We start from the raw sequence: 18,898 nt of genomic DNA, 5'->3' as shown, positions 1-18,898 counted from the left end.
TTTTTATGACTGAGACTCATAGCCCGATTTCAAAATTCCTCTATTACGCCCGGCATTATCTGCTGAATGCCAGCGGGAAATTCATCTTCCTGCTGGATTTGGGGCTCTCCTCCCTGGTCACGATGCTGGCCTGCTACTACGGGGAATGGATCTACAAGGGGGACTGGGTGGACAAGCACGTAGGCGCGGCCCTTCTCTTCGATTTCTTCGTCACGGGCATCATGCTTTGGCGGTCCGGCGTTTACAAGACCCTGGTCCGGTTCACGACCATGAAGGACTTGCAGAAGCTGATGGCGGCCATTCTGCTGGCCAGCGTACTGCTGTGCCTCTTCAACATTGTTCTCTGGCCTACGTATTACAAGGGGCATGTCGTTTGCGCCATCTTTAATTTCGTCTTCACCTTCCTGGTTCTGATTGGGTGCCGCATGGCGTGCATCGGCGGAAGAAGATGGCTGGAACACCTCAATTCCACCGAATCGGTTTCTTCCATCACGACGACCGGGCGCAAGAGAATCGCGCTGGTGGGCAAGCTGGACGCCTGCCTTCTGAAAGCCTCCCTCATCAGAAGCCTGAAAAGTGAGGAATATGAAGTGGTGGGCATCCTGACTTCCGCTCCTGAGGCGGACGGCAAGGAAATCAGGGGGATTCCGATACGGCTGATCAAGGAGGCCGCGGAGGTGGAGACGGCCTTGAATGTGTTTCAGGCCTCAGGAGTTATTTTTGTGGGAAAGGGCGAAATTCTGGGAGAAAAGAAATTGGCGGACGTCTGTCTGGAAAAGGGAATTGAGCTGATGGTTTCCCACGACCTGTTCCAGTCGTTTCACGAGTATTCCGGCGTTGCCGTGGATGAAGTGCAGATTGAGGATTTGATGGAGCGGGAGGAAATCAGCATTGATACGGAAAAGATTTCCGGCGGCATCAGGGACAAGGTGGTGATGGTGACGGGCGCGGCGGGGTCCATAGGCAGCGAGCTGGTCAGGCAGTTGTGCCGGTTTGCCCCGCGCCGGATCGTGCTGCTGGACCATGCGGAAACGCCCCTGTGGCTGGTGCGCCAGGAGGTGGAGAAGCTATACCCCCGGGTTTCCGTTGCCACTTCCATCACGAACGTCTGCCACCGCCGCCAGCTGGAGGAGAGCATGAAGCTGTACCGTCCGGAGTTGATTTTCCATGCCGCCGCCTACAAGCACGTTCCTCTGATGGAGGAGAACCCGTGTACGGCCGTGGTCAATAACGTGAAGGGCGTCATGCATCTGGCGTCCCTGGCCGCCAAGTACGGGGTGCAGCGCTTCGTCATGGTCTCCACGGACAAGGCGGTGAACCCAACCAGCGTCATGGGGGCCACCAAGCGCCTGGCTGAAATGTACGTGCAGAGCCTGGGGGAACACCTGGCTCAGAAGTACGGGAAGGGCTCTACCGTGTTTATTACCACGCGGTTCGGCAATGTGCTGGGGAGCGCCGGGTCCGTGATTCCGCTGTTCAAGGAACAAATCAAAAAGGGCGGCCCGGTGACCGTCACCCATCCTGAAATGATCCGCTATTTCATGACCATTCCGGAAGCCTGCCATTTGATTTTGCAGGCTAACGCGATGGGGAAGGGCGGGGAGATTTTCGTCTTTGACATGGGAGAGCAGGTCAAAATCGTGGAGCTGGCCAAAAAGATGATCCGCCTGGCCGGGCTTTCCCCGCTGAAGGATATCCGCATTGTCTTTACCGGACTGCGGCCCGGCGAGAAACTCTATGAAGAACTTCTGACGGACTATGAACATACGCTGGAGACCCCGCACCAGCGCATCCGTATTTTCGAGACCCGGAAATATGACATGTCCGAGCTGAAGGAAGCCTTTGAAGAACTGGTGCGCCATGCGGAATCCAACAACCTGGAGGAAACCATCCGCGCCATGAAGCAATTAATACCCGAATACAAGAGCAATAACTCCCCTTACCAGAAGTACGACTATCTGGACCTGAAGAAACCCCTCTCCATCTAACTCCTACTCAATCCATCCAATGAAATACCTTAATTTGTTCCGTCATCCCGTCCTCTGGAGCCGCCTGCTCGCAGCGGGCCTCCTGCTGGGCGCGCTTCCCGCCTGCGTCAAGCCTGAAGAAGTCAACTACGTCCAGGACCTGGTGCTGGACCAGAAAGCGGCCATCGGGAAGGAGTATAAGATCGTCATCAAGAAGGACGACCGCCTGTTCATTTCCGTCAGCAGCAAGAATCCTACGCTCGCGCAGATGTTCAACAAGGACAGCGGCAGCGTTTCCAGCCCCCGTGATGACGAGCGCGGCTACTTCGTGAATACGGACGGGGACATCGTGTTCCCCGTTCTGGGGAGAATCAAGGCTGCGGGCAAGACCTGCATCCAGCTGGCGACGGATATTGAAAATGAGATTCTCAAGGAAGGGTATATCAAGGACCCGGCAGTCAGCGTGCGCCTGATGAATTTCAAATTCTCCGTTCTTGGGGAAGTGTCCAAGCCGGGCAGCTATGAAATCAAGGGGGAGCGCCTGACCCTGCTGGAGGCTCTGAGCAAGGCCGGGGACCTGAACATGGACGGCAACCGTGACATTTACATCATCCGTGAGGCGAACGGAGAACGCATCGCGTCCAAGGTGGACCTGCGGAGCAGTGACCTGTTCCATTCCCCCTATTATTACATCCAGCAGAATGACGTCATTTACGTCACTCCTTCAGACAGGAAGGTGAATACCCGCAGCGAGCAGCTCCAGATTTATCCCTACCTGATTTCCGGCACCTCCATTGCCATGGTCATTCTGGCCTTCTGCATTTAATCCCATGAAAGCCCTCTCCCAAAAAACGGAACCCCTGGACGGCGGCGGCAGTGCGCCGCCATCCCTGCTCCCCAGCCCGAAGGCCATCATGGGCCGGATTGTCCGGAACTGGTACTGGTGCGTGCTCTCCCTGGCCATCTGCCTGCCCCTGGCCTATCTGTATGCGGCCAGGCAGCCCCAGGTTTACGGGAAGGCCACCACCATCCTCGTGAAGGAGGACTACCCCAAGGAATCCGTGGCCGCCACGGTGCTGGCCTCCACCAATGGGATAGTGAATACGGCCACCACCAATCTGGACAATGAAATCTTCCTCCTTTCCTCCCACTCCCTGCTGGAAACCGTGGTCCGGAACCTGAAACTGGACGTTACTTACTGGAAGAAGAACAAATTCCGCAAGGTGGAGATCTACCAGGATTCCCCCATTGCGGTACGGTTCACGCGGGAGGGGGCGGCGGCTGACGCCAAGTTCCAGGTGGTTCCTGTGTCCAGGGAGGAATTCCGGGTGGAGAAAAATATGGACGATTCCGGGCGTGATGAAAAAACCGGAACCTTCGGCAAAGAGATTCAATTTGACTCCCAGACATTCATCGTGAAGAAAACGCCCCGGTTTAATGACGGCAGCCTGGACGTCCCCGTGATTGTCAGAAAAACTTCAGTCAGGCAGGCGGCGCTGGGGCTGGCGGGCGGCCTGACCGTCAAAAAGGCGAGCGGAAAGAACAACCTGATTAATATTTCCATGCGCTGCAATAATCCGGTGAAGGCGGAGCAGATTCTGCACAGCATCGTCCATTTTTACAATGAGGCCTCCCTGGAGGAGAAAAACAGGCGCGGAATGAAAACGAACCAGTTCATTGAGGAGCGCCTGGACGTCATCAGCGATGAAATGCAGAAGAACGACTTGTCCATTGAGGACCTGAAAAGGGAGACCAATGTACTGACGGACCTGTCCACCGCCCTTACGGAGGAATATGAGAACAGCATCAATGACAAGAAGGATCTGAGGGAGCTTGAGCTTGAGATCAAGTCCATTGAATACCTGAAGGAGTATCTGGAGCAGGAGGCGGCGCATGATTCCAGGCTGGTGCCGATCAATGCGAAGATAGCTGACATGGGCATCCGGGACCAGATAGGCGTTTTTAATGACACCCTGCTGAAAAGAACAAGCCTGAAGGTGAACGCCGGGGACAACAACCCGATTGTCCGCGAGCTGGAAGCCAACTTGAACTCCCTGAAGGATGCGCTGAGGCGCTCCGTGAATAATTACTATACGTCCCTGCTGGTCAAGAAGAAGAACGTGGAGGACCAGCATGAAATGACGCGGGAGCATATCAGGACCGTTTCCAGCCGGGAAAGGGACGTCAACCATATTGAACGGGAGCAGCGCGTCCGGGAATCCCTGTACGTCTTCCTGCTGAACAAGAGGGAGGAAAATTCCCTGGCCCTGGCCGCTACGGAGGATAATGCCCGGATGGTGGACGCCGTGCGCGGCGGGAACGGGCCCCTGGAACCGAACGTGGCCAAAATCCTGATGGTGGGTTTTCTGGCGGGGATGGCTATTCCCGTGCTCCTGTGCGTGATCGCGGCGGTGCTGGATTCCAACGTGAAGCGCCGGAAGGAGATAGAAACCCTGACTTCCATTCCCGTTTACGGGGAACTGCCGCGCAAGCCGCGGAAGCTGAAAAACCAGGAGATCGTGGTGAACCTGGAAGAGCCTTCCGAATTGTCCGAATGCTTCCCCCTGCTGGCGGAACGCATGGTCTCCCTTTCCGACGAGAACGGTGGAGAGCCCCTCAGCGTCCTGGTTACCTCCTCCTGTTCCGGGGAAGGGAAAACCTACCTCTCCGTAAATCTGGCCGTGTCTCTTGCCGTGGCTGGAAAGAAGGTGCTGCTGATGGATATGGATTTAAGGAAGGGCACGCTCAGCTCCCTGCTGGGCGGGGCCGGGAAGCCGGGCATCGGCGATCTGGAACAGGCGGGGGAAGGCGGCTGGCGTTCCCTGGTGGAAAAGTCCTCCGTTTCCGACCATCTGGACTATCTGTTTGCCGGAACCCTGCCGGACCATCCCTCCCGGCTGCTGCTGCATGACCGCATCCGGAAGCTGATGGAGGAATTGAAGGAACAGTATGATTTCATTTTCATGGACTGCGTCCCCTATTCCTCCCTGGCGGATGCCCGCATTGTGGCCCGGCTGGCTGACGCCACGCTGTACGTCATGCGGGCCGGCTGCGTGAAGAAGCGTGATCTGGCCGGACTCCAGAAGATATGGAAAAACGGGGAGCTGAAGCGCATGGGCATCGTCCTGTGCGACGTGGAGCCCCAGGGCCGTTCTTCCCGGAAGGCTGCCGTGTACAGGAGCCTGGATACTTCCTCCCCATGCGGGGAAAATAATTCTCTTTAGAAGACCGTTCATGCCGCGCGCCCGTTTAAAAGTCCTGTTTCTCGTGGAATCCCTGGCCGGGGGAGGGGCGGAGAAAATTCTCTCCGGACTGGTGCGCGGCCTGGACCGGGACCGGTTTGACGTGACGGTGTGCACGGTGGTGGACTGCGGTCCGTACCGGGAGGAAGTGAGGAAGTATGCGCGTTACCGCACCATTGTGGGCGGACGGGGATTGCTTTACCGGATCAGGTACGCGCTGGTGTACCGCTTTCTTCCGGCGGCCTGGATTTATAAATGGAACATAGCCGGAGATTACGATGTGGAGGTGGCTTTCACGGAAGGGCTGCCTACGCGCCTTCTGGCGGCCGCTCCGGAGGGAAATTCCCGGAAAATCGCCTGGGTTCATGTGGACCTGGAAGCGCGGCCCTGGACGCAGGGGCTGGTGTTCCGGTCGCTGGAGGAGGAAAAGAAGGCGTATGCCCGTTTTCAAACCGTGGTGCATGTGTCGCAAACTGTCCGGGAGGCGTTTGAGCGGCGCTTTGGGGCGCATGCCGGGTCTGTGGTCCTGCACAATCCGGTGGACGGGGACGCCGTGCGTTCCGGAGCCGCCTCTTCCGCGGAAGAAGTGCCGGAGAAGAAGCATTTCCGCTTTATTTCCGTGGGGCGTCTGGAAGATCAGAAGGGCTTTGACCGTCTGATTGCCGCGCTGGCCCGCTTGAAGGAGCGGGGATGGCAGGCGGAACTGGTGATCCTGGGAGAAGGGAGCCGGAGGCGGGAACTGGAAGGCCGGGCTGCCGCCCTGGGAGTGGCGGATTCCGTGCTGATGCCCGGTTTCCTGGGAAATCCCTACCCATGGATGGCCTCGGCTGATTTATTTGTATGCAGTTCCCGCAGTGAGGGGATGAGCACCGTGGTTACGGAGGCGCTGATGCTGGGCGTGCCCGTGCTGGCCGTGGAGTGTTCCGGCGTGCGGGAACAGCTTGGCATGGGGAGGTTCGGGCGCATCGTGGAGAATCATGAAGAGGCGCTGGCTTGCGGCATGGAGGACTTTTTGTCCGGCAGGGAATCCTGCGAAGTCTGGCGGGAAAGGGCCGCGCTGGGAGGAGATGCGTTTGTTTACGGGAAAGCCGTGCGGAAGGTGGAACATTTGCTGGAGGGGATGGAATGAAGAAAGTAGCGTTTTTTGTCAACAGCCTGTCCGGCGGCGGCGCGGAGAAAATTCTGCAAACCCTGCTGAACCGCTGGAACGGGGACCAGTGGGAGGTAGTCATTTATTCCATTAAGAAGGAAGATGTTCCGTCCGGCTACCCCCGGAATGTCTCCGTCCGTTTTTTATTTGATGCCCTCCGGGATGGGGACGGCCCCTGGGGGCGCCTGTGGGTCAAGGTCAGGAATGGACTGAAATTGCTGGTTTACAGGCATTTCCCCCCCTCCGTTTTCCACCGCCTGTTCATCCGCGGAACCTATGATGTGGAAGCGGCTTTCATTGAAGGCTATGCCACGCGGATAGCGGGAGGCTCCACCCATGCCGGGACCCGGAAACTGGCCTGGGTCCATATTGACCTGGCCGCCAACCACTGGACTCTTCCCGCCTACCGGAACGCTGAGGAGGAAAAAGCCGTTTACCGCTGTTTTGACACGGTGGCCTGCGTGTCCCGGAATGTCCGGGAATCCCTGCTGGAACTGATGGGGCCTTTGCAGGACGCACGGGTGGTTTATAATCCCGTGGATGTTCCGCGCATCAGGGATAAAGCCGTGGAATACGTTCCGGAACGTCCGGACGGGAAGGTGCTTTTCTGCGCCTCGGGGCGGCTTGTTCCGCAGAAGGGCTTTGACCGGCTGGTGACGGCCTGCCGCTATCTGGCACAGGAGGGCTTCTCCTTCCATCTCTGGATTCTGGGAGAGGGACCGGAGAGGGAAACGCTGGAAGCCATGATTAAAGAGGGAAATTTGCAGGACAGGATTACCCTGCTGGGGCACCGGGAAAACCCGTATCCCTACGTGAAGGCGGCGGACTGGCTGGTCTGTTCTTCCCGCAGCGAGGGGTATTCCACCGTGATTTCCGAGAGCCTGATTCTTGGCACGCCCGTAACGGCCACGCTGTGTTCCGGAGTCCCGGAGCAGCTGAGGGACGGGGAATTCGGGCTGATTGCGGAAAACCATGTGCTGGGGCTTTACCGCGCCCTGGAAGACATTCTGACGGGAAAGGTTGATTACCGGGACTACTGCGGGCGGGCGCTCCGCGGGGGAAGCCGGTTTGACCTGGATGGGCAGATGAGTGCCGTGAAACGGCTTTTTGAAGAAACGCGCTGAATAGCCATGCCTTCCGTATCCGTCATTATTCCCGTGTTCAACGCCGCGCGTTTTCTTGAAAAATGCGTGGGCTCCGTGCTGGGGCAGACCTTCACGGATTTTGACGTTTGCCTGGTGGATGACGGTTCCACGGACGGAAGCGGTCCGCTGTGCGACAGGCTGGCTTCCGGGGACAGGCGCGTCCGGGTCATCCATCTGGACAGGAACATGGGAGTTTCCGCCGCCAGAAACCGCGGCATGAAGGAAACGGACGGGCGCTGGCTGTGCTTCATTGACGGGGATGACTGGGTAACGCCCACCTACCTTCAGGAACTGGTTTCCGCCGTGGAGGACGGGGCTTGCGACCTGGTGGTGGAAGGGCTGCGCTCCGTCCGCGCCGGGAAAAAGGATGAAGTGACGGTGCCGCAGCCTGTGGAACTGGATGCCAGGCCCGGAGAGGAGGAAGCCTGGGTACGGCTGTTCCGCTCCTTCCTGCTCTTTGGCCCGGTGGTGAAGCTGTACAGGCGCACCCTGCTGGCCCGGCATTCCATCCGTTTTCCGGAAGACGTCTCCTACGGGGAAGACCTGATGTTCAACATGGCATACCTGAAATACATCAGGCGTTTGAGAACGGTGGACAAGGCCGGCTATTTCTACCGCCGGGCGGAGGAAGGAACCTTGTCCACACGGTTTGTCCCGGAAAAATTCATCTGGATTGTCCGGCAGTTCCGCCTGGAACGGAAATATTTCCACACCCGGAGGCTGGAGGGAGAGAAGGTGGAGAGGTACCTGGCGTTCCGCTGGTGGGGGCTGGTGTACAATTCCCTGTTTGAGATATACCGTTTCCGGGAGCACTATGGCCTTATGGGACGCCTGCGGGCGGTGCGGTCCATTGTAGGAACGCCGGAAAACAACCTGCTGCGCGCTTATCCCGATGTGTTCCACTGCCCCAAGTGGATGAGCGTTTGTTTATTCAACCGCTGGCCCTTCAGCCTGTTCCTGCTGATGGAAGGAGCCCGGACCCGGAAAAAATAGATAGGATAGGCATGAACAAGATTCTTTTATATCCCCATGGAGGAAGCGGCAATCACGGCTGTGAGGCGATTGTCAGGTCCACGATGCTGCTGCTCCGGCCTGAAGAAGGTGTTCTGTTCTCCTCCGCGTGCGGGGAAGACAGGCGCTATGGCCTGGACCGGACGGTGCGCGTGCTGCCGGAACAGAGGCCCATCCGGAGATGCTCCGCCGGGTATGCGGCAGCGTGGATGCGGCGGCATGTGCTGGGCGTCCGGGACGCTTTTGACCGGCTTGCCTTCGGCGGCATTGCAGAGGAGGGGAGGGGCGCTTCCGTGGCCCTGTGCAGCGGAGGGGACAATTACTGTTACGGGGAGCCCGTGCATATTTATTTGCAGAATGACCTGCTGCGCCGTGCGGGGGTGCCGGCCGTCCTGTGGGGGTGTTCCCTGGAACGGGAGGACATGAAGGGCGCCATGCTGGAGGATCTTAAGGCTTTTGACCTGATTGTGGCGCGGGAATCCCTGACCTGTGACGCCCTGCGGGAATGCGGATGTTCCCGCACCGTGCTGTATCCGGACCCTGCGTTCGCGCTCCCGGCAAGGGAGGCCGGGCTTCCGGAAGGCTGGAAGGAGGGGAGCATGGTGGGCGTGAATGTGAGCCCCCTGGTCATCGGCCATGAAGGGAGGGCCGGGGCCGTGATGGAAAATTACGCGCGGCTCATGGAATATGTGCTGGACGCTACGGACATGAATGTGGCCCTGATTCCCCATGTGGTGTGGCCCGGCAATGATGACCGGAAGCCGCTGGAGGAACTGTACGGCCGTTTCCGGCATACGGGCCGCGTCGTGATGGTCGGGGACGCTCCCTGCGAGGAATTGAAGGGATACATTGCCCGATGCCGTTTTCTGGTGGCCGCACGCACGCACGCCTCCATTGCCGCCTATTCCACGGGCGTTCCGGCGCTGGTAGTGGGCTATTCCGTGAAGGCCCGGGGGATTGCCCGCGATTTGTTCGGAACGGAAGACGGCCACGTGCTGCCCGTGCAGGCCCTGGACGCTCCTGATGAACTGCGGACGGCATTTGTCCGGATGATGGGCCGGGAGGATGAGTTGAAATCCATTTATGCAGAGAAGCTTCCCGAGTACCGGGAACGCCTGGGCCGTCTTCCGGAGGAACTGGCAACCCTGTTGAAACGGTCATGACTTTTTATGTTTCCATGTTGTCCCTTCTGCTCCTGCTGGCCCTGGCTGTGGCCTGCGTGGACGCCTGGCGCTTCATGGGAATGCTGGCGGGCCGCATCCGCATCGGGCGCTGGCAGGACCGCCGCGCATGGCAGGAGGCTCTGGCCCGGACGGCCTCCTCATGGACGCGGCGCATGCCCGCCGTACCCAGGAAGGACCAGGGCAGGCGCATCCTGTGGGAAATGGTGCGGGGAACCTATGCGGATACCGCTATCCAGGGCTGGCAGGCGGCGGGACTTTTCCTGGGCCTGAATGCCTATGCGGCGGACAGGAAGGATGAGGCGCTGAAGGAAAAGCTGTGCCGCAGGCTGGAAGAACATGAACTGGTGAAAAATTATCTGGCCGTTCCTCACCCGGAACAGTGGGAGGTGGACCGCCTGCTGCTGGATTACGCCGTTCTGGAAACCGGCTGCCGCGGGGCGGAGCGGGTGGCGGAGGCTTCCTCCGCGCTGCTGGAATCCCTCCGGACGGAGGCGGGAACCCTGGCCTACAGGCGCAGGCAGCCCGGCATGCGTTACGTGGATACCATCGGCCTGGCGTGTCCGCTGGCCGCCGCCTGCGCGGTGCGTACGGGGAAGGAAGAATACTGGAATCTGGCGGTGAAGCAGGTGGAGGAATATGATGTGGCCCTGCTGCCGGGCTCCTCCTTCCCGGCCCACGGGTTTGAGATGGAGCGCGGTTACCCGCTGGGGCTGCATGACTGGTCCCGCGGCATCGGCTGGTACGCGCTGGGCCTGTGTGAGCTGTACCGCCTGATGTCCCTGCATGGCAGGCCGGAGGCGGATGGAATGGCGCGGCGCATTCTGGCGCTGGCGGAAGAACTGCTGCCCCTGCAGAAAAAAAATGGCGGCTTCGGCTGGATGGTTGCCAGGCCGGAGTCCGTGTTTGAATCCTCCGGAACGGCCCTGCTGGGCCTGCTGCTGCTGGCCGCCTTCCGCATCTCCGGAGAAGATCGTTTCCTGGAAGCCGCGTTCCGTGCGGAAAAAGCGCTGATGGGGGTGACGCGCCGCAATGGCGTGCTGGATATGTGCCAGGGAGACACCAAGGGAATCGGCATGTATTCCGATGTGTGGAATCTGATGCCCTTTGCCCAGGGAATGGCCCTGCGGCTGGGCGTGGAACTGAACCGGGAGGAGAGCAGGGCATGAGGACGCTGAACTCCGGAAAGAATTTTCTGGTGACCATCAGCCTGATGGTCACCATGACCCTGCTGGGTTTTGTGACGCGCAAGCTGTTCGTCAATGAGATAGGGGTGGAGTACCTGGGTCTCAACGGCTTGCTGACCAACATCCTGGCCGCTGTCACGCTGCTGGAGTCCGGTTTTGGAACCAGCGTGGTTTTCCACCTTTACAAGCCGCTGGCGGAGAATGACCAGCCGCGGATTCTGGCCCTGCTGCAATTTTACCGCAAGGTGTACCGCATCATTGCCGCCGCCGTGTTCATCCTGTGCCTGGGCCTGTATCCCTTCCTGGGCTGCTTCATCAAGGACGAGGGGCATCTGGACTACCTGACGCTGGTGTATTTCATCTTCGTCTTCAACTCCATCCTTCCGTACCTGACGGCATACAAGAATTCCCTCATCAATGCGGACCAGAAGAACTACAGGCTGGGGACCATCAACTTCGTCTACCAGGTGGGGCTGAACCTGTCCAAGCTGGCCATCCTGTATTATACGGCCAACTACGTAATGTACCTGGTGGTGGAATCCCTGTTCCTGGCGGGGTTCAATGTGGCCATGGTGCGCAAGGTGGATGCCCTGTACCCCTATGTGAAGAGCAGGGTGGCGCATGCGCTGGACGCCGTGACGAAAAGCCAGATTGTGGTCAACGTCAAGGCGCTGTTCCTGCACAGCGTGGGCGGGTACTTCATGCACTCCACCAGCAACATCGTCATCTCCAGCTTTGTGGGGCTGGCGGCGGTGGGCTTCTATTCCAACTACATGCTGGTGGTGGGAACCATCTCCACCTTCATCATGCAGGTGATCAACAGCATGGCTGAAAGCGTGGGGAACCTGATTGCCAGTGAGGACAGGAGCCATGTGTACGAGATTTTCAGGAGGGTCTTCCTGATTAACTTCCTGATTTGCGGGGTGGCCTCCATCGTCCTGCTGAACACGCTGAACCCGTTCATCTCCTGGTGGCTGGGGGCGGATTACACCCTGTCCGGCGCGTGCTCGTTCGTCATCATCCTGAACTTCTTCGTGGTGGGCATGCGGCGCTCCGCCATGGTGTTCAAGACCAAGGCGGGGATCTTCCACCAGGACCGCTACTCCCCCCTGCTCCAGGGCGTGATCAACGTCATCCTGTCCGTTACGCTGGTGCAGTGGTGGGGCATTGCGGGCGTGCTGCTGGCGGCGACGCTCAGCCTTCTTTCCATAGGCGTCTGGCAATTCCCCCGGCTGGTGTACAAGCATGTGTTCCACCAGCCGCTGAGGCGGTACTTCATGACGTACGGATGGTACCTGCTGCTGGCGGCGGCGGGGTACATGCTGACGTACCCGCTCTGTTCCCGTTCCTATTTTTCCTCTCCCCTGGCTGACTTGTTCATGTGGGGGGGCATTTCCGTTGTCATTCCGCTGGGTCTGTATGTCCTCGTCCTGTTCCGGACGGGGCCTTTCCGCGGACTGATGGGCCACATGCGCACGCTGGTATGCAGATGAAACGTATCTTTATAGCTATTCAGTACATGGAGCTGGGGGGCGCGGAACGCGCTCTCCTGGGGTTGCTGGATGCGCTGGACGCCGCCCGCTTCCAGGTGGACCTGTTCGTTTACCGCCATTCCGGGGAGCTGATGCCGCTGATCCCGTCCAAGGTGAACCTGCTGCCGGAGCTGCCCGCCTACCGCGCCATTTCCCGGCCGCTGAAAGACATTCTGCTGGAAGGGAAGCTGGGCATAGCCGGAGCGCGCCTGTGGGCCAAATGGCGCTCCGCAAGGTTTGGAAAAAGGCTGGACGGCTTGGAGAACTACGCCGTTTTTGACGATGCGGCGGCGGCGGTCTCCCCCTTCCTTCCCTCCCTGAAGAAGCTGGGTATGTACGATCTTGCCATCAGCTTCCTGACTCCCCACCGCATCGTGCGGGACAAGGTGCGGGCCCGCAGGAAAATAGCGTGGATTCATACGGACTATTCCTCCATAGGCATTAATGTGGAACGTGAACTTCCGGTATGGCGCGGTTATGACCATATCATTTCCATCTCCCCGCAGGCGGGCAAGGGCTTTCTGTCCCGCTTCCCGGAGCTGGAAGACAGGCTGGTGCAGATGGAAAACATCGTGTCCCCGGAAGTGGTGCGGGAGCAGGCGGCGCTGGAGGACGTTTCCGGCGTGATGGGCGGTTCCCCCTGCCTGTGCACGGTGGGAAGATTTTCCCATGCCAAGGGGATGGACCGCGCCGTCAGGCTGGCCGCGCGGCTTGTGGGCCTGGGCATGGAGCAGCTCCGCTGGTATCTCATCGGGTACGGGGATGAAGCGTCCCTGCGGCGGGAAATAAGAGACTGCGGCATGGAGGAACACGTGATTATTCTGGGAAAGAAGGCCAATCCCTACCCCTACATGGCTGCCTGTGGCCTGTACGTCCAGCCGTCCCGGTATGAAGGGAAGGCCGTGGCGGTGAGGGAGGCCCAGATTCTGGGGCGCCCCGTAGCGGTCACCCGGTTCCCGACCTCTGCCGGACATGTGGAAGACGGGGTGGACGGCATGATTATTCCGAATGAAGAGGAAGGCGCCGCCGTAGAGCTGTTCCGCCTGCTGAATGACGCCGGACGTTTGGAAAGCCTCTCTGCGGAATGCCGCAGAAGGGACTATGGCAACCGTGATGAAATCCTGAAACTGGAGGAATTGATCTGACATGGGGAGACGCCTGCTGTACATCACCAATGGAATCACCGGAGCGGGAGGGCTGGAGCGCGTGCTCTCCGTCCGCACCCGCCTGCTTGCGGAAAAATACGGGGATGAAATTCATGTGCTGACGCTGAATGAAGAGGGCGCGGAGCCCTTTTACGGCTTTTCCCCCGGCATCCACCTTCATGATGTACGCATGCGGGGCGGACCAGCCGCCCGTTTCCTGGCCTGGGCGCGTGGAATCAGGAAGGCGGTGCGCGAGGCGGCCCCGGATGTGATTGCCGTCTGTGACGACGGATTCAAGGGGTTCTGGATTCCACTCCTGGTGAAGGACTTCCGGCGTCCGGTGGTTTATGAGCGCCATGTGTCCCGGCTGATTCAGGCGGAGGGTAGGAAATTCCCGGCCCTCATGAGCATGGAATTTGCCGCCATGCGTCTGCTGGGGGGGATGTTCTCCCGTTTTGTGGTGCTCACCCCCGGAAACAGGAAGGAATGGCCCATGGACAATGTGGAAGTGATTCCCAATCCGTTGCCGTTTTATCCGGACGTTCCTTCTTCCGGACAGGAAAAACGGGTGATCGCCGTCGGCAAGATTTCTCCCCAGAAAAATTATGGCGCGCTGCTCCGCGCATGGAAGGACGTGCACGGAAAATTTCCGGGCTGGAAACTGGACTTGTTCGGAGCGGAAAAGGACGGAGGGGCGTTGAGAAAAGAGATACGGGCCGCAGGGCTGGAGGAGAGCTTCCTGCTGCATCCGCCCACGCGGGAAATCATGCGGGAGTATCTGGCCTCTTCCATCTGTGCGATGTCTTCCCGCTATGAAGGATTCGGCATGATGCTGGCGGAGGCGATGGCGTGCGGCGTGCCGTGCGTGGCCTTTGACTGCCCCTGCGGTCCCGGGGACATCATCCGCCACGGGGAGGACGGCCTGCTGGCGGAAGCGGGGAACATTCCGGAACTGGCTGCCGCGCTGGAACGCCTGATGGAGAATGACGCGTTGCGCGCCTCCATGGCCGAGAAGGCCCGGGAGAATGTGAAGCGTTACGCGGCGGAAACAGTGGCGGCCCGGTGGGACGCCCTGTTCAGCCGTGTGCTGGAAGAAGAGAAAGGAGGCCGTGCATGATTTCCGTCATTGTTCCCGTCTATAATGCGGAGGCCTACCTGTCCCGCTGCATGGAAAGTATTCTGAACCAGACGTACCGGGACATCCGGGTGATCTGCGTGAATGACGGTTCCACGGACGGCACGGGGGGGATGCTGGAAGAATTTGCCCGCAGGGATGGCCGTGTGAAGGTAATTTGCCGCACGAACTCCGGGCTTTCCGCCTCCCGCAATGCCGGGCTGGAACTGGCGGAGGGGGAATACGTGATGTTTGTGGATGCGGACGACTGGCTGGACGGGCATGCGTGCGCAGACGCCGTGGAAGCCATGGAACGGCGGGATGCGGACATCGTCTTCTGGAGTTATGCCAGGGAATATGAAACGGCTTCCTCCCCGGTGCGGTTCTGGCCGGGGGAACGGGTGTTTGATGGAAAATCCATGATCTGGCTGAGGAACCGGCTTCTGGGGCCGGACGGTTCCGAGTTGGCACGCCCGGAACGGCTGGATTCCTACGGAACGGCCTGGGGCAAGCTTTACAGGAGCTCCCTGTTCCGGGAGGGGAGGGCGTCCTTTGTGGATACGGCCCTCATCGGCTCCGCGGAAGACGTGCTCTGCAATCTCTCTCTGTTCGGCGCGGCCCGCAGGGCGGTGTACATTCCCTCCACCTTCTACCATTACAGGAAAACGGCGGCGGGAGCCCTGACCAAGAGGTACAAGCCTGACTTGACCGCCCAGTGGGAGGAGCTTTTCCGGAGGATGGCCCGGCATGTGCAGGAAAACGGAGCCTCTCCGGAGGCTGAACGCGCATTGCGGAACCGCATGGCCGTTTCCCTCATTTTCCTGGGCCTGAACGTCTGCGACGCTCCGGGGTCTGCCTACGTGAAATGCGGCATGCTCCGTACCCTGCTGAAGCGGGACTGGTGCCGGGCGGCGGTAAAAAAACTGCCCCTGGCCCCCCTGCCGCCGCACTGGAAGGTGTTTTTCCTGAACGCGAAACTGGGCTTTGTGCCCGGTTTGTACCTGCTGCTCAAAGCCATTAAACGAATCCTGGCAAGATGAATCCTCAACGTGTGCTCATGGTATTCACCATTATGAACCGCGGCGGCGCGGAAACGATGGTGATGAATTATTACCGCCATATCGACCGCGGCAGGCTCCAGTTTGACTTTCTGGTGCACCGGGAGACCCCCGGCATTTATGAAGAGGAAATACGGAGCCTGGGCGGGAGGATTTACAGGCTGCCCCCCATTACCCTGTCCGGCCTGGCGGAATACCGGAAAAAGGTGGCGGAATTTTTTGACGCGCATCCGGAATACAGGCTGGTGCACGGGCATTGTTCCGAGCTGGGCTACTGGGTGTACCGGGAAGCGGCGGCGCGGAAGCTCCCCTTCATTGCGGCGCACGCCCACAGCTCCCCCCTGGGGGTGGACAGGAATTCCCTGCAGCGGTTCCTGCTGAAGCACCTCATGCGCCCGTACCTGACGCACCGATTCACATGCAATGAACTTTGCGGACGCTGGCTGTTCGGGCGGCGGGGTATGCGGAACGCCATCGTGGTGCGGAATGCCATTGATGCGGAAAAATTCAGGTACTCTCCGGAAATCCGGGAACAGGTGAGGAAGGAAATGAAGTGGGATGGAAAGCTGGTGGTGGGCCATACCGGCAATTTCTCCTGGCCCAAGAATCATGAATTCCTGCTGCGCGTGTTCCGCGCCCTGCTGGCGGTTCAGCCGGAATGCCTGCTGGTGCTGGTGGGAAGCGGCGGGGAAGGGGAGGAAAAGATACGGGCTGAAGCGCAGAACCCGGAGTGGGGCGGGAAAATCCGCCTGTTGGGCGGCAGGGATGACGTTGCGGCCCTGTTGCAGGGGATGGACGTCTTTGCATTCCCCTCCTGGTTTGAAGGCTTCGGCATTGCCATGCTGGAGGCGCAGGCCGCCGGACTGCCCGTAGTGGCTTCCGACCGGGTGCCGGAGGACGGCGCGGTGGCGCCGGGCCATGTGAACTTTCTTTCCCTCAGGGAATCCCCCGGTGCATGGGTGGAAAAAATACTGGAAATAACGGACGGCTGGCGCCGTACGGACACCTCGGCGGCCATTCGGGCGGCCGGGCTGGACGTCGTCCATAATGCGGAAAGGCTTCAGCAAATTTATCTGGAACAGGGAGGTGGGGAATGAAGCTGCTGCTGACCGTTTTTACCCCCGCATTCAACCGGGCGGACTGCCTGCGCCATTGTTATGAAAGCCTGCGGAAACAGACGTGCCGTGATTTCATCTGGCTGGTGGTGGATGACGGCTCCTCAGACGGGACCGGGGACCTGGTGAAGGAGTGGATGCGGGCCGGAGAGCTGGAAATACAGTATCACTACCAGGAAAATGGAGGCATGCATACCGCTCATAATGCCGCCTATGAACTGGTGTCTACGGAACTGAACGTCTGCCTGGATTCCGATGACCGGATGCCGGAGGACGCCGTGGCCTCCATCCTGGAATTCTGGGCGCGGCACGGAAGTGACCGGGTGGCAGGAATGGCGGGGCTGGATGCGGACGCCGCCACGGGGGAACTCATCGGCACGCCGTTTGAGGAAGACGCCGGTGAAACGACGCTGAACGGATTTTACGCGGCGGGAGGGCGCGGGGACAAAAAGCTGGTATACCGCACGGCTCTGATGAAACAGCTGCCGCCTTACCCCGTCTTCCCTGGTGAAAAATACGTGGGGCTGGGCTACAAGTACATGCTGGCGGACCGCCTGGCCCCCCTGCTGACCATGAACAAGGTGCTGTGCCTGGTGGAATACCGGGAAGACGGCTCCTCCAGAAACATGTTCAGGCAATACGTGCTGAATCCCAGGGGGTTCGCCTTCCTGCGGAAGGAGGGCATGCGGTACCAGCCTGCCCGGCGCAGGCGTTTCATGGAGGCCGTGCACTACGTGTCCGCCTCCCTGCTGGCCCGGAATCCCCGTTTTCTGCGGGAATCCCCCCGGCCTTTCCTGACGCTGGCTGCCATTCCGTTCGGTGTGGCGCTGATGTGCCTGATTCTCGTGAAAAACAGGAAAGGGAAGGGGGGCGGAAAATGAAAATTGCCTATGTGCTGGATGATCTGGACGCGGCGGGCGGCATTCAGGCCGTAACGCGCGCCAAGGCGGCGGCATTGGCCGCCATCCCCGGCAATGAGGTGGTACTGGTCACGGCCAACGATTCCCGGCAGACCGCTTCCTCCCTCCCGCAGGGTGTCAAGGTGGTTCATCTGGGCGTGAATTATTATGAGGACGACTGGAAGGGCTTCCTCTACGTCCTGAAAGGCATTCTGGTCAGGCGCAGAAGGCATGCCAGGGCCTTGCGCAGCGTGTTGGACGAATTGGAGCCCGACATTGTTATCTCTGTGGGGCAGTCGGAAAAATTCATGATTCCGCGGCTTTCCCGCAACAGGTCCTGGAAAACAGTGCGTGAATTTCATTACTCCGGAACATACCGGAAGGATTATGCCCGCCTTCAGGGCGGACTGCGCGCCCGGCTGGTGGCCGCAGTCTCCGACTTCTATGAATTCGGCCTCGGCAAGGGGAGCTATGACGCCACGGTGGTGCTCACCCGGCAGGACCGGGAGGAAAACTGGTGCGGAAAGAATGGCGTGCATGTCATCCCTAATCCATGCATTCTCCGTCCGGAACGGACCTCCGCCCTGGAATGCCGCCGTGTGGTAGCCGTGGGAAGGCTCGTTCCCGTGAAGGGCTTTGACCTGCTGGTCCAGGCCTGGGAAAAAGTGGCCGCGGTTCATCCGGACTGGGAACTGGAAATATGGGGGGATGGCCCGGAACGCAATGCCCTGGAACGGCTGATACGGGAAAAAGGATTGCAAGGCAAGGTGTTCCTGCGCGGCGTGACCGGTGATGTGCAGGGCAGGCTGCTGCAATCCTCCATGCTTGTCTTTTCCTCCCTGTTTGAAGGCTTCGGCATGGTGCTGGTGGAGGCCATGGCGTGCGGCGTGCCGTGCGTGGCCTTTGAATGCCCGTGCGGTCCCCGAGATGTGATTTCCACGGAGGAAGACGGGCTTCTGGTTCCCCCCGGAGATACGGAACAGCTCTCCCTGGCTATCATCCGGCTGATGGAACAGCCGGAGCTGAGGCGCAGAATGGGGGCCGCCGCCCGTGGGAAAGCGGCGCAATATGCCCTGGATGCCATTGCCGCGCGCTGGATGGACCTGTTCCGCGAACTAACTTCCAATCAACAACGTTAACCTTTTTAAAACC

At 59.7% G+C, this 18,898-nt stretch carries 15 protein-coding genes; all 15 read left to right on the top strand.

All coding sequences use genetic code 11. The features are described 5' to 3' along the window. Nucleotides 1-5 precede the first annotated feature (5 nt). The 15 genes from CXU21_RS04990 to CXU21_RS04920 are packed head-to-tail and all read left to right on the top strand — an operon-like array spanning nucleotide 6 to nucleotide 18,885. Complete coding sequence (locus tag CXU21_RS04990) at nucleotides 6-1,988, top strand: polysaccharide biosynthesis protein (RefSeq protein ID WP_180972653.1); 1,983 nt, start codon at nucleotides 6-8, stop codon at nucleotides 1,986-1,988. Nucleotides 1,989-2,007: 19 nt separating this feature from the next. After that, complete coding sequence (locus CXU21_RS04985; RefSeq protein WP_102714601.1) at nucleotides 2,008-2,793, top strand: polysaccharide biosynthesis/export family protein; 786 nt, start codon at nucleotides 2,008-2,010, stop codon at nucleotides 2,791-2,793. A 4-nt stretch (nucleotides 2,794-2,797) separates the two neighbouring features. Beyond that, nucleotides 2,798-5,191, top strand: coding sequence for a GumC family protein (locus CXU21_RS04980; RefSeq protein ID WP_102725264.1), 2,394 nt, complete (start codon nucleotides 2,798-2,800; stop codon nucleotides 5,189-5,191). 10 nt (nucleotides 5,192-5,201) lie between these two features. Beyond that, nucleotides 5,202-6,338: a glycosyltransferase gene (locus tag CXU21_RS04975; protein WP_102714597.1), complete on the top strand. Its 1,137-nt coding sequence runs from the start codon at nucleotides 5,202-5,204 to the stop codon at nucleotides 6,336-6,338. Continuing rightward, entirely contained in the window at nucleotides 6,335-7,483 is a 1,149-nt protein-coding gene (locus CXU21_RS04970; RefSeq protein WP_102725263.1) for a glycosyltransferase, read from the top strand. Before CXU21_RS04975 ends, CXU21_RS04970 begins: the two co-directional genes overlap by 4 nt. Before the next feature lie 6 nt (nucleotides 7,484-7,489). Continuing rightward, nucleotides 7,490-8,497 carry a glycosyltransferase family 2 protein gene (locus CXU21_RS04965; protein ID WP_102725262.1) on the top strand — a complete coding sequence of 336 codons (1,008 nt, stop codon included), beginning with the start codon at nucleotides 7,490-7,492 and terminating at the stop codon, nucleotides 8,495-8,497. 11 nt (nucleotides 8,498-8,508) lie between these two features. Continuing rightward, on the top strand, nucleotides 8,509-9,678 hold the full coding sequence (locus tag CXU21_RS04960) for a polysaccharide pyruvyl transferase family protein (RefSeq protein WP_102725261.1): 1,170 nt from the start codon (nucleotides 8,509-8,511) through the stop codon (nucleotides 9,676-9,678). Further along, nucleotides 9,675-10,865 carry a glycoside hydrolase family 88 protein gene (locus CXU21_RS04955; protein ID WP_102714589.1) on the top strand — a complete coding sequence of 397 codons (1,191 nt, stop codon included), beginning with the start codon at nucleotides 9,675-9,677 and terminating at the stop codon, nucleotides 10,863-10,865. Before CXU21_RS04960 ends, CXU21_RS04955 begins: the two co-directional genes overlap by 4 nt. Beyond that, nucleotides 10,862-12,376: a lipopolysaccharide biosynthesis protein gene (locus tag CXU21_RS04950; RefSeq protein WP_102725260.1), complete on the top strand. Its 1,515-nt coding sequence runs from the start codon at nucleotides 10,862-10,864 to the stop codon at nucleotides 12,374-12,376. Before CXU21_RS04955 ends, CXU21_RS04950 begins: the two co-directional genes overlap by 4 nt. Further along, the gene (locus tag CXU21_RS04945) at nucleotides 12,367-13,560 is read left to right on the top strand and encodes a glycosyltransferase (protein WP_102725259.1); all 1,194 of its coding nucleotides are present in this window, start codon (nucleotides 12,367-12,369) and stop codon (nucleotides 13,558-13,560) included. The genes CXU21_RS04950 and CXU21_RS04945 overlap by 10 nt, the downstream gene beginning before the upstream one ends. A gap of 1 nt (nucleotide 13,561) precedes the next feature. Further along, a complete protein-coding gene (locus CXU21_RS04940; protein WP_102725258.1) occupies nucleotides 13,562-14,677 on the top strand; it encodes a glycosyltransferase family 4 protein in 1,116 nt (371 codons plus the stop codon). Continuing rightward, nucleotides 14,674-15,714: a glycosyltransferase family 2 protein gene (locus CXU21_RS04935; protein WP_102725257.1), complete on the top strand. Its 1,041-nt coding sequence runs from the start codon at nucleotides 14,674-14,676 to the stop codon at nucleotides 15,712-15,714. The genes CXU21_RS04940 and CXU21_RS04935 overlap by 4 nt, the downstream gene beginning before the upstream one ends. Next, on the top strand, nucleotides 15,711-16,829 hold the full coding sequence (locus tag CXU21_RS04930; protein WP_180972652.1) for a glycosyltransferase: 1,119 nt from the start codon (nucleotides 15,711-15,713) through the stop codon (nucleotides 16,827-16,829). Before CXU21_RS04935 ends, CXU21_RS04930 begins: the two co-directional genes overlap by 4 nt. After that, the gene (locus tag CXU21_RS04925; protein ID WP_102725256.1) at nucleotides 16,826-17,728 is read left to right on the top strand and encodes a glycosyltransferase family 2 protein; all 903 of its coding nucleotides are present in this window, start codon (nucleotides 16,826-16,828) and stop codon (nucleotides 17,726-17,728) included. The genes CXU21_RS04930 and CXU21_RS04925 overlap by 4 nt, the downstream gene beginning before the upstream one ends. Continuing rightward, nucleotides 17,725-18,885 carry a glycosyltransferase family 4 protein gene (locus tag CXU21_RS04920; RefSeq protein ID WP_102725255.1) on the top strand — a complete coding sequence of 387 codons (1,161 nt, stop codon included), beginning with the start codon at nucleotides 17,725-17,727 and terminating at the stop codon, nucleotides 18,883-18,885. Before CXU21_RS04925 ends, CXU21_RS04920 begins: the two co-directional genes overlap by 4 nt. Nucleotides 18,886-18,898 lie beyond the last annotated feature (13 nt).

The sequence above is a fragment of the Akkermansia muciniphila genome (assembly GCF_002884975.1).
Lineage (GTDB): Bacteria > Verrucomicrobiota > Verrucomicrobiia > Verrucomicrobiales > Akkermansiaceae > Akkermansia > Akkermansia muciniphila_C.
The sequence above is the reverse complement of the archived record's forward strand: the minus strand, read 5'-3'. Positions and strand labels throughout refer to the sequence as shown.

Bases quoted from the DNA above. Each gene is read 5' to 3' on its own strand.
- CXU21_RS04990 (WP_180972653.1), top strand. From the start codon at position 6: ATGACTGAGACTCATAGCCCGATTTCAAAATTCCTCTATTACGCCCGG.
- CXU21_RS04985 (WP_102714601.1), top strand. From the start codon at position 2,008: ATGAAATACCTTAATTTGTTCCGTCATCCCGTCCTCTGGAGCCGCCTG.
- CXU21_RS04980 (WP_102725264.1), top strand. From the start codon at position 2,798: ATGAAAGCCCTCTCCCAAAAAACGGAACCCCTGGACGGCGGCGGCAGT.
- CXU21_RS04975 (WP_102714597.1), top strand. From the start codon at position 5,202: ATGCCGCGCGCCCGTTTAAAAGTCCTGTTTCTCGTGGAATCCCTGGCC.
- CXU21_RS04970 (WP_102725263.1), top strand. From the start codon at position 6,335: ATGAAGAAAGTAGCGTTTTTTGTCAACAGCCTGTCCGGCGGCGGCGCG.
- CXU21_RS04965 (WP_102725262.1), top strand. From the start codon at position 7,490: ATGCCTTCCGTATCCGTCATTATTCCCGTGTTCAACGCCGCGCGTTTT.
- CXU21_RS04960 (WP_102725261.1), top strand. From the start codon at position 8,509: ATGAACAAGATTCTTTTATATCCCCATGGAGGAAGCGGCAATCACGGC.
- CXU21_RS04955 (WP_102714589.1), top strand. From the start codon at position 9,675: ATGACTTTTTATGTTTCCATGTTGTCCCTTCTGCTCCTGCTGGCCCTG.
- CXU21_RS04950 (WP_102725260.1), top strand. From the start codon at position 10,862: ATGAGGACGCTGAACTCCGGAAAGAATTTTCTGGTGACCATCAGCCTG.
- CXU21_RS04945 (WP_102725259.1), top strand. From the start codon at position 12,367: ATGCAGATGAAACGTATCTTTATAGCTATTCAGTACATGGAGCTGGGG.
- CXU21_RS04940 (WP_102725258.1), top strand. From the start codon at position 13,562: ATGGGGAGACGCCTGCTGTACATCACCAATGGAATCACCGGAGCGGGA.
- CXU21_RS04935 (WP_102725257.1), top strand. From the start codon at position 14,674: ATGATTTCCGTCATTGTTCCCGTCTATAATGCGGAGGCCTACCTGTCC.
- CXU21_RS04930 (WP_180972652.1), top strand. From the start codon at position 15,711: ATGAATCCTCAACGTGTGCTCATGGTATTCACCATTATGAACCGCGGC.
- CXU21_RS04925 (WP_102725256.1), top strand. From the start codon at position 16,826: ATGAAGCTGCTGCTGACCGTTTTTACCCCCGCATTCAACCGGGCGGAC.
- CXU21_RS04920 (WP_102725255.1), top strand. From the start codon at position 17,725: ATGAAAATTGCCTATGTGCTGGATGATCTGGACGCGGCGGGCGGCATT.